Genomic DNA, 16,369 nt, shown 5'->3' on the forward strand with positions numbered 1-16,369 from the left:
TTGGATCGTCACCCAGGTGATTATCATTCTCATTCACTGATTCATTCGCAATAAACCTGTCAATAAGCTCTCATCTTTTCGAGGCTTGAGGGGGGAAATGCTTTGTCTGCCAAGCTTTTGAGCTGCTTGTCACCCCTTCAGCGCTGCTACACTGGCCCTTTCGTCCGCAAGGTAAGGACTGGGTTATAACGGGGGTAGCGTTCCCCGGATTTGGTATCACTCCAGTAGTGGCGTGGCACACCTGATTTAATGAATTCCGAATTGTAGGGGCGCAAAGGATGGTGTCCAGTTTAACGGTAAAATCTATTCCACCATTTTAAGAAGGCTAAAGCCCCTACTACAAGCTATCTTCGTTTTCCGCCCAGCGTCATGGTGACGAAGCCCTTTTATATTATAAGGAAAAGTTTTAAGTTTAACGTTTACCTTTTAATAGTCTAAAGATAAGCGGAGTTCGGGCGGGCAGAAAATGCCCCGGGTAAATCATGATTTGACCTGGGTTTGAGGATGTAGTATAACGTTACTGTTATACTGTATTGGGTTATTTTTATAACCATTTTTAATTAACTATTCCTGAAACGCATTGATACTGCGTTATTTGGTTCTCCATAGCATCGGGAAAATAAAAATACTACAATCAGGTTTCATTACCCAATTTGATGGACTCATGCAGAGGCAGATTTGACAAAAAAGCCGTTTCATGCATATCCTGCCGACTCAAAAGGGAATGGGGATGCAATTATCCACCCGTGATATCAAAGTTGTTCCCCTCCGACAGACAGGATGTCATGTCGTTTTGCGCCAGAGAATTGAGGCAAGAGTAACCCGATTTGAGCAAATGGATGTGGCGCGATCGCACTCCGATGTAAGTAGGGTTTGCTGGAGTCCAGTACTTTTGCACAAACTATTTATCATTGAGTGACTTAACGGAATTATCCTGATAGTAGAGTTCGGTGCGATCGCGCCGTTGCCGTTTTGCCCGATTCCACGGGAAAACAAGAATACAAAAGCGGATGCCTTTGACTAGGAGGCTTTTATGACGGTCAATTCAACAGTAAGATGGATACTTATACCAATCTCTAGCCTTACCCTCTCAACCTACCTAACCCAGAATACCCTAGCCCAATCCGTACCGCCACCGGGCGTCACCCTTCCCCCAGAAACACCCGAAACCATCGAACAAACGATTCCGCAAGCCCCCGCCTCACCCTTCCCCTCAGAACCCCCGACACCCCCTCCCCAACCGCAACTGCAAACCCCACCTTCCCAACCCCCACCAGACATTACCTCCCCAGAAAGCGATCGCGATCGCATCTTGATCAAAACCATAGAAGTCCTCGGCAATACCGTTTTACACCCAGAAATTACCGCCTTAATCGAACCCTATCAAAACCAGGAAGCCAGCTTCGAGGACTTACTCAACCTCCGCTCAAGTATCACTCAACTCTACATTGAAAACGGCTACGTCACCTCTGGCGCCTTCCTCGTCAATAATCAAGAACTTAGCCAGGGTGACGTCCAAATCCAAGTCGTCGAAGGGGAACTTGAACAGATTGAAATTACTGGATTAAACCGCCTCCGAGAAGGCTATGTCCGCCGTCGCCTGGAACTCGCCACCCGTCCCCCCTTAAACCAACAACGCCTAGAAACCACCCTCCAACTCTTGCAACTCAATCCCCTATTCCAACAAGTCAACGCCGAATTAACCGCCGGGAGTACCCCAGGGCGCAATATCCTACAAATCCAACTCCAAGAAGCCCCCGCCTTTGGCGCAGGTATCGCCACCGCCAATACCCAATCTCCCAGCCTAGGTTCTGTACAGAACAGTATTAACGCCAGTCATAATAATCTCTTCGGATTTGGCGATCGCATCAGCGCCACTTACGGCATCACCTCAGGAGTCAATTTCTACAACCTCAACTATACCATTCCCCTCAATGCCCGCGACGGCACTTTAACCCTAAGCTACAGCAATACCGACAGCCAGATTATCGAAGAACCCTTCGAGGATATACAGATTAGAGGCGAAAGCCGCAACATTTCCGCCAATTTCCGCCAACCCCTGATCTACACCCCAGAACGAGAATTAGGGATTGGTGTAGCCTTCGACTTGCGTCGCAGCCAAACCTATATCTTGGATGATATTCCCTTTTCCTTCTCCGAAGGTCCCGACAATGGGGAATCCAAAGTCACCGTAATTCGATTTTATCAAGATTGGGTCAATCGTAGCCCTGGACGAGTCTTAGCCGCGCGATCGCAATTTAGTTTTGGCATTGATGCCTTTGATGCCACGATTAATGATATCGGCATCGATGGGCGATTTTTTACCTGGATTGGACAATTTCAGTGGGTTGAACAATTATCCCCCCGCGCCTTACTCGTCGCCCGAATTAATACCCAACTCACCCCCGATGCTTTACTTCCCCTAGAACGCTTCACAATCGGCGGTGTGGATACCGTCAGAGGTTATTCCCACAATCAACGGGTGGGCGATAATGGAATTATGGGTGCCGTGGAGGTTCGCCTGCCTGTGACCTCAAACCCTAATATACTCCAATTATCCCCATTTTTTGAAATTGGCACCGTTTGGAATAACCAAGGCATTACCCTTGAACCCGCCACGATTGCTGGCTTGGGACTGGGGTTAAACTGGTTAATTACGCCAGATTTATTATTACGCCTCGACTATGGCATACCGTTAATTGACGTTGATGATGAAGGGGACTCGCTGCAAGACAACGGACTCTATTTTTCCCTGCGTTATCAACCGTTTTGAGGTGTCTTCGTTGTTTCCATAGCCTACTCCATGCTGAAGACTTGGCATTTTTTTGTGTTCTCTCTTGCACCTTTGTGCAATAGTAACTGTCTAAACGAGCAACAGAAAGGACAAAATTCAGCAATTAACTTGGCACAAAGGAGTCTAGTTTCAGCCAGCTTGCTAATTTATCGTAGTAATTGAATTACTGCTACAGCGGAATAAAGGTGAGATAAGCATGACTCGAAATCTCTATGCACTGCTCGTTGGGATTAACGAATACCCTCATCCAATCTCTCGCTTATCTGGGTGTGTGAACGACATTTTAGCCGTAGAAGAGTATTTGAAAGAGCGCGTGGCTAAAGATGGATGCCAACTTCATCTACACAAGCTCTTGGATCAAGAAGCTACTCGTCAGGCAATTATTGAAGGCTTCCAACAGCATTTATGTCAAGCAGGAAGCGAGGATATTGTTCTCTTCTACTACAGTGGTCATGGTTCTCAAGCAAAAACCCCCACAGAGTTTTGGCATTTAGAACCAGACCGACTGGAGGAAACCTTGGTTTGTTATGACAGTCGTGCTGAAGGAGGCTGGGGTTTAGCGGATAAAGAATTGGCATACTTGATTGCTCAAGTTGCAGAAAAAAATCCCCACATTTGTATTATCCTGGATTGCTGTCATTCCGGTAATGGAACAAGAGACTTGTTGCAAGAGACAGGAGTACGTCGCTTCTGCAAAGATGAGCGCGAACGCCCACGGGATAGCTACATCTTTTCACCGGAGAAGTTAGAATCCTTATCAGTGAGTCGTGGGAATCCTGAAGATCAGCTGAGTGGTTGGAAGATACCCACAGGACGCCACGTTCTCCTAGCCGCTTGTCAGGACTGCGAAACAGCAAGTGACGCTGTAGACGGCAAACAGCAGGGAGCGTTTTCCTATCTGTTGATGGAAACGTTGCGAAACAATGGCAAGTTGACGTATCGGGACTTATTTAAGCAAGCTAATGCCTTAGTTCGCAGCAAGGTTTCAGCTCAATCCCCTCAGTTTGAAGTAACTCATTCAGAGGATGAAACCCGATTTTTCCTAGATGGTGCGATCGCGGAACGTAAACCCTACTTCACAGTTCAGTATACCAAAGACCATGGCTGGGTAATTGATGGGGGCGCTGTCCACGGTGTTCAAGGTTCTGCTAAAGGTGAAACAACTCTCCTAACCCTGTTTCCACTTGATTGTCAAGACTTGCACGACCCGTCAAAATCTGTCGGTGAAGCTGAAGTAACTCAGGTGTTGCCATCGCTAAGTAAGGTGAAAATCAGCGGTATTGAAAACTTGACCAAAGATCGCAACTTTAAAGCCATTGTTACCAGCGTACCACTACCACCTTTAGGCGTTTATTTTCAGGGAGAGGAAGCGGGAATTAATTTAGCACGTCAAGCTTTGCAGTCAGCGAGTTTTGGAAACCAACCCTCAGCCTATGTGCGTGAGGAACAGGAATTCGCTAAGGCAGAGTTTCGCCTGCTGTGCCGCAATGAGCAATATTTAATTGTCCGACCCACCGATGACCGTCCCCTGGTGGAGCAAATTGACGGCTATACCGATGAGAATGCAGAAAAGGCAATTCAACGCCTAGAACATATTGCCCGCTGGAATGCAATTGTTAAACTCCACAGTCCTCCTACCAGTTCAATTAAACCGGATAATGTGGAGATGAAACTCTTCTCAGAGGAGGGCGAGGAATTATCTCAATCCAAGGAAATTCGTTTGGAATACAAGTACAGTGACAGCTACGGTGAGTGGGAACAGCCTGCATTTAACCTCAAACTCACTAACACAAGTAAGAAAACACTTTACGTTACCTTAGTTGACCTTACAGACCTTTTCGCTGTCCAAGCCTTGTTTTCTGACACAGGTAGTGTGCGGCTTCAGCCGGAGGAGGAAGTTTGGGTTCTAGAAGAATACGGTGGTATAGCACCCAAAGTGCCAGACGAGTTATGGGAGCAGGGGATTACCGAATTCAAAGACATCATGAAATTAATTGTCAGCACCACTGAGTTTGACGCCCGGTTAATGACTCAGGAGGCGCTTGACGTTCCTCGACCTGCAAAAAGAGATGTATCATCTCCGAATCAAAGTACCCTTGATCGTCTGATGAATCGGGTTCAAAGTCGTGATCTGGAACCCAGAAGCAAAGGAAGGTTTGACAATTGGTACACAGAGGAAATTGTCATCACCACAGTTCGTCCCCTGGATGCAATCAAAGTTTCGAGTAAAAAACCGCAAGAATTAAGAACAGGTGTTCAATTGCAGCCGCATCCTAGCTTACAAGCTAATGTTTGTTTAACCACCGCACCCCAGGCAAGTCGGGATGTGGGAAATAAGATTGTGCCACCTATCTTTCAAGACGATCCCAATGTGACTCAATCCTTTAAATTTGCCGTTAGTCGTGGCACGGCTCCAGAGTTGAGTATCCTAGAACTGGACGGTGTAGAAGATCATACGGTTGTTACCCCTGATGCTCCGCTGAAGTTAGTCGTTGACACTCCATTACAAGAGAATGAATATGTTTTGCCCATTGGCTATGACGGTGAGTTTTTCCTGCCATTAGGTTTAGGAAAAACCACTCAAGACGGCAAGACTGAAATTGAGCTAGAGCGATTACCAGAACCCGTTAGTCAAGGAAAACGCGATCTGACAGGGGCGATTCGGATCTGTTTTCAGAAAGTGGTGCGAGAGAAGTTGGGATTAGAGTTTGAATATCCTCGCCTCGCCGTAGCTGAAGTCGGAGATGATAAGAAAGTAACATACAAAACTGATGTCACAGAGGTTAAACAGCGAGTCGCTCAAGCCGAGCGAATTGTCCTCTACATCCACGGAATTATTGGCGATACGAAAAGTTTAGTGTCTAGCTTACAACAGCCCCTAGAAGTGGAAAATAAAAACCGTTCTATCCGGGAGATTTACGATTTAGTTTTAACTTTTGACTATGAAAACCTAAATACTTCAATTGAAAAAAATGCTCAGTTGCTGAAAGAGCGACTGGAAGCCGTCGGTTTGGGAGCCAACCATGGGAAAGCCCTGCACATTGTTGCCCATTCTATGGGCGGATTAGTGTCCCGTTGGTTTATTGAACAAGAAGGAGGCAATAAAGTTGTCCAACATTTGATTATGTTGGGGACACCAAATGCTGGTTCTCCTTGGGCAACGGTGAAAGAATGGGCAACGATGGTTATGGCTGTGGGTATGAATAGTCTTTCCCAAACACCACTGCCGGTGAAAGCGCTGGGTAGTCTGAGTGAGGCGATGATGAACACCGTTGAGGTAGCGCTCGATCAAATGCAGCCCAACTCTCAATTTCTTCAGGCTTTAGCTGCCAGTAACGATCCAGGTATTCCCTATTCAATTATTGCCGGGAATACATCGATTAGTCCGGCAGCCTTGCAGGAAGAAGGGGAAAAAGCTACTCAGTTAAAACGTTTAATGAAAAAGCTGTTTAATAAAGCCGTTGCTTTACCTTTCTTGGGTGAACCCAATGATATAGCCGTAACGGTGCAAAGCATTAAGTCTCTTCCAGATGGATGGAGCATTTTTCCCTTTATCCAAGAAGTCGCTTGTGATCACTTGACGTATTTCAATCATCCAGAAGGTTTAAAGGCTGTGCTGACGGCTTTAGCGCAAGAGTCTAAATCTCAAATTTTGCCCCGTTCAATGGCAACCCAAAGGTAGCCAAATGTAACCAAATGTAGGGTGCGTTAGCAAAGCGTAACGCACCATTCCAAAGCTCAGAATGATACGTTACGTTAGAGGGCGAGCCGAGCCAATTGAGTGGAATAGAGTTTCTAATTAGTGCAATCGGCTCGTTCCTACACGGCTCCTACAGGTGTTTATTTCATCCGTAACGGGTGTGATATTCGTGGAAAAATCTTAATTTATTGGCATTCTTACCAGAGGGATATAACCATGCCTAAATCTAAAAATTTTCAGCGGAATTTTGCTATCGTTATCGGAATTAATACCTATCACAATCGCATCCCCCCCTTACAGACGGCTGCTCCTGATGCTGAGGAACTTGCCCGCATTCTCAAAGAACAACATGAGCGGCTTACCGAGAAGTATCAAAAGCAACAAACCTATGAAGTTCTGCTGTTGTTAAACGAAGATGCAACCTTTGACAAACTTAAACAACTTCTTGAGGACTTTAAACGTAAACAAATACCACTCCCTCAAGGGAAAGTAGATGTTAGTGAAAACGATCGCATCCTTTTCTACTTCGCTGGACATGGAATTGCCTCAGATGCTTTAGAAAGTCAGGATGGACCAGCAGGTTACCTGATTCCTCAAGATGCCATCTTAGACCAAGACAACACGTACTTACCCATGCAGGAGTTACACGATGCTCTACTCGAACTTCCCTGTCGGCATTTGTTAACCATTCTAGACTGTTGTTTTGCTGGGGCATTCCGCTGGGCAAGCCTAAGTCGAGATCTTGAGCCGAGAGTCAAAATCTATAAAGAACGTTATGATCGCTTCATTAGCGATCGCGCATGGCAGGTTATCACTTCAGCCGCAGATGATCAAAAAGCCTTGGATGCCTTGGCGCGACGCGGTAAAACCTCAGATGGCAAACATTCTCCCTTTGCTCAAGCTCTGTTTGAAGCTTTACAAGGAACCACTGACGAAAATTCTAATCTTAATTCCGATCTCAATCAAGATCACATCCTCACAGCCAGTGAGATTCATTATTACCTACGAGAAAAAGTTGAAACAACCACAGAAGAACATTATCAGCGCCAAACTCCTGGGTTATGTCCACTGAAAAAACATCAAAAAGGAGAATTCTTTTTCCTTTTGCCCGGATTTAACCGAGATAAGTTAGAGGATGCACCCCCTCTTAATCCCGAAAATAATCCCTACCGAGGATTGGAATCCTATGGCAAAGAAGATAGTAACTTGTTCTATGGCAGACGTAAACTGATTGATCAGCTTTGCTCCCACGTTACGGCTGAAGAGCAAGCCTTAACCGTCATCTTAGGAGTTTCTGGCACCGGGAAATCCAGCTTAATGAAAGCCGGATTGTTACCGCGTCTGGCTGCGGATCATAAGTATAAAATTTTAGAGATGCGTGTGGGCGATAGTCCCCTAACCGCTTTAGCTGAGGTTTTGCCAATTCCTGATGAAACGACGACAACGCTGCAAAACCTGAAACAAAACCCACAAGCTTTAGTCACTCTCATTCAACGCTGGAAGACGACTCATCCAGATGCCAAGCTATTATTAGCCATTGATCAGTTTGAAGAATTGGTCACGCTTCGTCAAACTGATAGTAACCCAGAAAACAAAAGTCATAATCGTAACACAGAACAACAGCAGTTTCAGAAACTCCTCAAAGAAGTGATACAAAACTGTCCAGATTCCTTTAATGTTGTCGTCACATTGCGCCTCGACTTTGAAGCTCAGTTTCAAGAAGGTATACTCAAAGAATTCTGGGAAAATGCCAGGTTTGTCGTGCCACCGATGACTCAGGATGAATTGCGGGAAGTCATTGAAAAACCTGCATCGGAAAAAGTATTGTATTTTGAGCCTCCCAGTCTGGTTGATGACCTGATTAACGAAGTTATACAGATGCCAGGAGGATTACCTTTACTTTCGTTCACGCTCAGTGAATTATACCTGAAGTCTGTGAAAGAAAGAAGAGACAACCGAGCCTTAACTGATGCGGATTATAAAGCATTAGGAAAAGTCATTGGTTCTTTAACCAAGCGTGCCGATGAGGAGTACAACGCTCTGGTTAAAAAAGATAAAGCCTACGAAAAAACAGTGCGTCAGGTAATGCTGCGGATGGTTGCTGTGGGTGATGAAGCTCGCCGGCGGGTACTTTTATCGGAACTAGAATATCCCGATCACAAAGTAAATTGGCTAGTATATATTTATCTGATTAATTGGGCAGTTAAATCCAATTTAACTATTGTAATCAGGTACTTTTTGCCTAAATTTGAATGTTCAAAAGAAAAAGACCGTGCCAAAAACGTGATTCAGCAATTTTGTCAGGCACGTTTGTTGGTTCAGGGATCAAATTCTGAAAATCAACCCTATGTTGAACCCGCCCATGATGCTTTAATCCAAAACTGGCAGCGACTGAGGGAATGGAAAAACCAGGAAAAAGAAACGTTAATTTTACAGCGTAAATTAACCCCAGCGGCGAATGATTGGCAGAAATTGAATGAGCCGGAAGAGGCGAGAATAAAACAATCTAAATTTAGCATACAATACTTATTCTATCTTTTAGGACAATTAGAAGCTATTTTGATTGCCACAACCCAGCATAAAATTCGCCATTTTAAACAAGATCGTCGAGCTAAACAGCAATCAAACGACTCCTCAAAAAATTACCTTTGGCACAACGATCCTCGACTGGATCAGTTGGATTTACTACTCGATTACTCCGATAATTGGTTCAATAAAACCGAAGATAAGTTTGTGAGGGAAAGTGTCATCCAAAAGGGGAGAAATACTTATCGATTTTGGTATCGTGTTGCTTTGATAGGAGCGGGATTAGTCTTGTTAACGGGTTGGGCTTTGTGGGAGCAAAGACAGGCGAAAATTGAAGAGATGCTGGCGTGGAGGGAATCCGCAGAAGGTAACTTAAAATCCGATCGCGACATCCGCACCTTTATTGATATTTTACAAGCTGTCGATATTTCCAAAAACCCACTGGTTCGATTTTTCCCTCCTGATACCGCGTTAGCCGAAGTTCAAGAAACAATGTACAAGGCTTTTTATAGCGTAAAAGAACGCAATCGGATAGAGAGCGATCGCGCGACGTTTGCTCAGGTAGCTTTCAATCCAAAAACTAACGAATTGGCAACTATTGGTGATGGCGACACAATTCGGCTTTGGGATAAATCAGGTAATCAAGTTGACCAATTTGCAACGGGTCAAAATCGTGTCTATAGTGTAGCATTCAGTCAGGATGGCAAACGATTAGCAACGGGGGGCGGAAATGGTACTGTTAAGCTGTGGAATCTGAAAAAGGATGGCACTGTCGATTACAATTTGAACAGTACAATTTGCCCAATTGCGAACCCAACAAATCCTTCTGGAACTAACCTAGAGAATACTTCTGGTGCTAACCTAAGCAATTCTTCTGGTGCTAATCCAGATAATACTTCTAAAGCTAATCCAACCAATCCTTCTGAAACCAACCCAACTAATCCTTCTGGTGCTAACCCAGCGAATATCTCTGGTGTAGCCTTTAGTCATGACAATAAGCTATTGGCAACCCTTATAGAGGGAAAAGATGCTCAGAATAATCCAACCACCACCGTTAATTTATGGGACATTAAACAGGGCAAGTGTATCCCAAGGAATATCGCCAATACACCACTGGGTCAAGAAGGTCAACCTTCAAACAACCAACAGACAGCAACTCGTCAAAAAAACCCACTCATAGTACCTACTCCAAACAACCAACCCACAGTCCCTATTAAAGACATAGCCTTCAGTCTTAATGAGAATCTACTCGCCACCGTTGCACAAAACAATACTATCAGATTATGGGACATCTCAGGCAAAAAGCTGGGAGAATTTCCCACTGATCAAAGAAATGTATATAGCCTAGCTTTCAGCCCTGACGGTAAACTGGCAACCAGTGGTGATGAAGGCACAGTTAAACTATGGACAATTCAAAATAACGGTATAAAAGCTACTCTCTCCAGTCAAGTACCAGAGGAAATTGAAACAGAACAAACCCTTCTCTACGATATCGCCTTCAGTGAAGGTAACAAATGGTTAGCTACCATTGGTGAAGATAGTGCTATTAGACTACACGATAGAAGTCGGCAGTCATTCATCAAACGGATTTTTAACCAGCATATTGTAGAAATACCACCAATTGAAGCCAGTAATCAAACGATAACCGCTACGAGTGCAGTGTTTAGTCCTGATGGCAAGACAATGGCGACAATCGCAGGGGACAATACTGTAAAACTTTGGAATAATTTTGGTCAACAAATTGCCAGATTTAAAACAGATGCAGGAGAGGTTAAAAGTATCGCCTTTAGTCCAGAAGGGAATCTCTGGCTAACCAGTGGAGAGAACAGGGAGATCAGTATCCGAGATACATCAGGTGAGGAAATTGATAAAATATCCCTGCAAGATATACCCGCCTGTGATCAGGAAGACGATACTATCACATTTGTAAACAATAACAATACGGATGAGAACACCGAATCATTACCCAATCCTATCACTCAGGTTGTGTTCGCTTTCATCGATACTAATGATGGGACTGAACCCGATGAACAAGACTGGGCATATAACCAACTTGAAGACGATGAATATGCTGGAATGATGACTATTTTTGAGGATGGCACAACGCGATTTTTATCCTTTCAAGGGAAAGACTTACAAAACGCTTCATTGAGTGAATATTGTACCGAACCCTTCCCCAAGGATTTAGGACTGATTAAAGGTTTAGCCAGTAGTCCCGATGGGGAACATCTCGTCACGGTAGGAAAAGACGGCGACACTATCAATCTTTGGGATGAAGCGAGTGACCAATTTCAGCAACTTCCCATTCCCACAAAAGACAATGAAACATTCACCAGCGTAGCATTTAGTCCAGACGAAAAACGACTCGCGATCGCAAGTGCAAGTGCAGCGGAAGATGAGACGGGGTTAGTCCGGATATGGGATATCACCCAGAACGCCATTGTCGAACAATTTGACACCGGACAAGGAGAACTTTATAGTGTAGCCTTTAGTCCCTTAGATAGCAGGCAACTGGTTACCGGGGGAGGAGATGGTACGGTCAAAGTATGGGACATATCCAGTAACCGTCCGGCTCAATTCTCGACTACACAGGGGACGATTCAACGTATGGAGTTTAGTCCGAATCAGGAACTCCTCGCCACGATTAATAAAAACAATCAACTCAATCTCTGGAATGTCCGAGAGGATGGTACAGTCAGCTTAAATCCGGCTGCTGAAATCGTCCAACAGCAGTACGGAGGGGTGAAGAATGTAACCTTTAGTCCGGATAGCAAGACGTTGATTCTTGTGGGCAACGATGATAGGATTAAGCTCTGGAATATGTCTAATAACCAGTTGGACACCTTTGTCACTCAGCAACAACAAATCCAGAGTCTCGCTGCTAGTCCCAATAAGCGGAAATTAGCCACAATTGGCAGCAATGGTATACTCAAGCTGTGGCAGATTCAGAATGGTAATCTTAGTCCCATAGATATCTCCAAAAGCCAAGTAAGTCGATCACAAATCAATAGTTTAGCTTTTAGTCCAGACGGAAAACAACTGGCAACGGCACAAGGTAATATCCTGAAACTGTGGACTGTTTCATGGGGTAAACTATCCAATCAGTCAGTAGATCAATTCCAAACCCAGCAACCTATTCAAAGTGTAGCCTTTAGTCCCAACAGTAAGAAAGTAGCAACGGCTGGAAGTCAAGGGATGCTGAAACTGTGGGATATTAAGGGGAACTTACTTGATCAAATTCCCACACAGCAAACCAGTATTACCCGTTTAGTCTTTAGTCCCAATAGTAACATCATCGCTACCATTGGTCAGGATGGCACACTCAAACTATGGGATACATCGGATAAATCTGAGGCGAAACTGTCCCTAATTTCCACTCATCCGGCTCAAGGTGTTGCAAATGTCGCCTTTAGTCAGGATGGTAAATTCCTAGCCATTGGTCGAAACAATGGCTCAATTGAACTGCAGCAACTGGGTGATGTGGACACTCTCAAGGCAGAAATCTGCAATACAATCGGAGATTATTTTCAGAATAACCCCGATCGCCAACTTTGTGGTGGAATCGCTGTATCCACGCAGAGAATCCTGAGTCGGGGGGGTGATAAACTCTTAGTTCCCAGTATTACCAATCCGGACAAGCAAGCCGGAGTGCAGGAAATCGCTGCTGGTGCTTTTCCCACCGCGATTAGCGAACTCACGACATCCCTTGAGGAAAACCGCAATGATCCCGAAGCCTTAATTTACTTGAATAATGCTCGCATTGGCACTCAAAAATCCTACACTATTGCTGTATCGGTTCCCCTAGGTAATAATGTTCATCATGGATTGGAAGTTTTGCGCGGTGTGGCTCAAGCTCAAGATGAAATTAACCGAGAAGGGGGTATCAATAGTGTACCCTTGCGGGTATTAATTGCTAATGATAACAACGATGCCAAAGTCGGTAAACAAATCGCCCAAGACTTGAGCAAAAATCCGGACGTGCTGGGGGTTGTCGGACACTTTGCCAGTGATGTCACTCTAGCGGCGGGAAAGGTTTATCAAGCCCATAAATTAGCCGCCATTTCTCCAGTTAGTACCTCTACGCAATGGTTTAAATCTCATTGGTATTCAGATCAATATATGTTCCGCACTGCACCCGACGATAATACCACGGCGACAACGTTGGCTGACTCTATGCTAAATAAACTCCAGGAGAAGAACGCGGTTGTTTTCTATAATTCTCAAAGTCAGTATAGCCAATCCCTGAAGTTAGCATTTAGTGATGCTGTGGGTTCAGCAGGAGGGCAAGTCTTACAAGAATTTGATTTGTCTGATCTTAATTTTGATGCCCAACAGACGGTTCAAGAATCCACGCAGCAAGGTGCTAAGGTACTGGTATTGTTGCTCGACAGGGAGGAAATCGACGACGCGATTGAGATCATCAAACAAAAGCGGGGGAACCAGATCATTTTAGGGGGAGATGCGTTCTATGGTACGAAACTCTTGGAAGTTGCCCAGGACGAAGAAAATGTCAAAGATATGATGATTGCCGTTCCCTGGCATATTAGCAACTCTCAGTCCAATTTTGCCGAAACATCAAGAAAGCTTTGGTGGGCAGATGTAAGCTGGCGCACCGCCCTCTCTTATGATGCCACCCAAGCGCTGATTGCGGCACTGAAGCAGAATCCTACTCGTCAGGGGGTGGCTGAAACCTTACGTTCAGAAAGCTTTAGTGTTGATGGCGCAACCGGTAAGGTACAATTTTTACCATCAGGCGATCGCACAAATCAGTTAACCAATCCCTTAAGCCAACTTGTCACAATTGAGCCAGGTTCTCGTTCGGGTTACGGCTATGATTTTGTTGCTGTACCTTAACTACTGGACTTTAGACTACGACAAATTAACCTAGCTACAACCTGAAGCTGAGAAAGAAGAAAAATTACTGGGTAAACGTATCAGATTATACAGAAAATTAGCCGATGATTCTGATCAGATTATGGAACTGGCTCAACCGAAAACGTTTCGCTCTCCTGAATCCAGGGCGGGGGGATGTTTGGGAAAGTTGGCAGACTGTTTATTTAGAGAAACTCATGTAGCCCAGAAGACAGAAACAGGTAAATAACGCGGTAGGATTAAGGTTTATGAAATCAGTTATTCCCTATTTTAAAGTCGTCAGTCGCATGGTCTTAGGGTGTTTAGGACAGCGCGGCTTCAAGCAGCCAGCTGTTAAGAATAGACCAAACACCAACACCGGAAAGCAAAAAGCCTTCTGCCCTCTACCTTCTGCCTTCTGGCTGCTTGTACTCATCACACCAAGCGCGGTGCGGGCGCAAATTGTCCCGGATAATACGCTTCCGGTTAATTCTCAGGTGACGGGATGTCCGGTTTGTACGATTGAGGGGGGGACAGTTCGGGGCGTTAACTTGTTCCACAGTTTCCAGGAGTTTGGAGTGCCGACAGGGGGTGAGGCGTTTTTTAATAATGGGTTGGATATTGAGAATATTTTGGGGCGGGTGACGGGGACTAATATTTCCGATATTGATGGCTGGATTCGGGCGAATGGTACGGCGAATCTGTTTTTAATTAATCCCAATGGGATTGTGTTTGGGGAGAATGCGCGGTTGGATGTTGGCGGTTCGTTTGTGGCGAGTACAGCGAATGCCATTGGTTTTGGTAATCAAGGCGTTTTTAGTGCAACTGAACCAGAGGCTCCACCTTTACTCACGGTTAACCCGGATGTGCTGTTCTTTAATCAATTGGCGGCTCAAGGAGTGAGTTCGATTGAGGTGAGGGGTTCTCTATCTGTACTGTCGGGTGAAAGTTTGTTACTCGTGGGGGGAAATGTTGCACCTGATGCGACGACAACGGGGGAAGTATTAATTGATGGTGGCACGTTAACCGCTCCTGGTGGCAGGGTAGAATTAGCGGGAGTCGGCGCACCCGGCGAGGTGGGATTAGCGGTTGAGCAGGGAAGTTTAGGGTTGAATTTTCCGGCGGATTTGGCACGAACGGATATTTTCATATTTGGTAGCACCATAGATGTGAGAGAAGCGGGTGGGGGTGATATTGTAATTTATGCTAAGGATTTAACTATCGGCAGCAGTATTATCGGCAACAAACCGGCTTTAGGGGAAACTTATACGCTGCAAGTTTCGATTGAAAGTCCGGCGGTAGGTTCCCCGAATCCGAACCAGGAAGTTGAACCGAATAACTCAATTAATCGAGCGCAAAGCCTGGATGGTTCGTTTTCAGTCGCAGCTAATCCTGATGTCGAATCTTCGACTACAGTTCCATTTGTCTCGATTTCAGGTACAGGAGATGGGACGTTTGATTACTACTCGTTTACCGTGGAAACGGCTGGGAGTCAAGGAATTTTTGATATTGACCAAGGCAATACGGGGGGAGCAGGTAGCCTAGACACAGAACTCTTTTTGTTTAACGCTCAGGGAGGGTTACTGGCAAGTAATGATGATGCAGCCATCACTCAGGGAGCAGGCGGTAGCAGCCGTATTACAGACTCCTATATTAGTTTTACGTTTGAAACGCCTGGTACTTATGTAATTGGGGTTGGCAAGTACGATTCCAACTCAGAATTTAGTCAATTGAGGGCTGGAATCGCTTCAGGTTTCGGTTCAGTGGATGCTCAAGCTGGGGATATTACTATTGATGCAACTGAAACCGTGGCTGTAGCAGAAGGGGTAATTAGTAATACTGTTCAAGCTGGAGCCATAGGGAGAGGAGGAGATGTCCAGATTACAGGTTCCTCAGTTTCTCTTACCAATGGCGCTCTAATTACTGCCTCAACCAGAGGAGAAGGAAATGCAGGCAAGGTAGTGATTCGGGCGACGGATAATGTCTTATTGAATGGGGAAAGTCGTCAAGGAAGAGTCAGTCGTGTTGATAGTCGAGTGGGTTCGGAAGCTAAAGGAGATTCTGGGGGTGTGGAGATAGAGAGTGGCTCTTTATCTTTGACCAATGGCGCTCTAATTACTGCCTCAACCAGAGGAGAAGGAGATGCAGGTAAGGTGGTGATTCGGGCGACGGATAATGTCTTATTGGATGGGGAAGATACTCAAGGATTCGGCAGTCGTGTTTTTAGTCAAGTGGGTTCGGAAGCTAAAGGGAATTCTGGGGGAGTGGAGATTGAGAGTGGCTCTTTATCTTTGATGAATGGCGCTCTAATTGCTGCCTCAACCTTTGGAGAAGGAGATGCAGGTAAGGTGGTGATTCGGGCGACGGATAATGTCTTATTGGATGGGGAAGATACTCAAGGATTTGTCAGTGCTGTTTTCAGTGAAGTGGAATCGGAAGCTCAGGGGAATTCTGGAGGAGTGGAGATTGAGAGTAGCTCTTTATCTTTGACCAATGGC

General features: G+C 45.2%; 6 protein-coding genes. All 6 read left to right on the top strand.

Features of this window, described 5'->3' with window-relative positions; all coding sequences use genetic code 11:
• Window positions 1-697 precede the first annotated feature (697 nt).
• The gene (locus tag RIC07_RS10460) at window positions 698-919 is read left to right on the top strand and encodes a hypothetical protein (protein WP_446394465.1); all 222 of its coding nucleotides are present in this window, start codon (window positions 698-700) and stop codon (window positions 917-919) included.
• A 114-nt stretch (window positions 920-1,033) separates the two neighbouring features.
• Complete coding sequence (locus tag RIC07_RS10465; protein ID WP_446394466.1) at window positions 1,034-2,773, top strand: ShlB/FhaC/HecB family hemolysin secretion/activation protein; 1,740 nt, start codon at window positions 1,034-1,036, stop codon at window positions 2,771-2,773.
• Window positions 2,774-2,990: 217 nt separating this feature from the next.
• Window positions 2,991-6,476: a caspase family protein gene (locus RIC07_RS10470; protein WP_446394467.1), complete on the top strand. Its 3,486-nt coding sequence runs from the start codon at window positions 2,991-2,993 to the stop codon at window positions 6,474-6,476.
• Window positions 6,477-6,710: 234 nt separating this feature from the next.
• Window positions 6,711-13,874: an nSTAND1 domain-containing NTPase gene (locus RIC07_RS10475; RefSeq protein ID WP_446394468.1), complete on the top strand. Its 7,164-nt coding sequence runs from the start codon at window positions 6,711-6,713 to the stop codon at window positions 13,872-13,874.
• 121 nt (window positions 13,875-13,995) lie between these two features.
• Window positions 13,996-14,121: a hypothetical protein gene (locus RIC07_RS10480; protein ID WP_446394469.1), complete on the top strand. Its 126-nt coding sequence runs from the start codon at window positions 13,996-13,998 to the stop codon at window positions 14,119-14,121.
• 19 nt (window positions 14,122-14,140) lie between these two features.
• Window positions 14,141-16,369: two-partner secretion domain-containing protein (locus RIC07_RS10485; RefSeq protein WP_446394470.1), on the top strand; the 2,229-nt coding region annotated here is incomplete at its 3' end.

Source organism: Coleofasciculus sp. E1-EBD-02 (assembly GCF_040218245.1).
In the GTDB taxonomy this organism is placed as follows: domain Bacteria; phylum Cyanobacteriota; class Cyanobacteriia; order Cyanobacteriales; family Coleofasciculaceae; genus Coleofasciculus.

What these genes read in the sequence shown, in the direction of transcription:
- RIC07_RS10460 (WP_446394465.1), top strand. Translation starts at nt 698, where the DNA reads ATGCATATCCTGCCGACTCAAAAGGGAATGGGGATGCAATTATCCACC.
- RIC07_RS10465 (WP_446394466.1), top strand. Translation starts at nt 1,034, where the DNA reads ATGACGGTCAATTCAACAGTAAGATGGATACTTATACCAATCTCTAGC.
- RIC07_RS10470 (WP_446394467.1), top strand. Translation starts at nt 2,991, where the DNA reads ATGACTCGAAATCTCTATGCACTGCTCGTTGGGATTAACGAATACCCT.
- RIC07_RS10475 (WP_446394468.1), top strand. Translation starts at nt 6,711, where the DNA reads ATGCCTAAATCTAAAAATTTTCAGCGGAATTTTGCTATCGTTATCGGA.
- RIC07_RS10480 (WP_446394469.1), top strand. Translation starts at nt 13,996, where the DNA reads ATGGAACTGGCTCAACCGAAAACGTTTCGCTCTCCTGAATCCAGGGCG.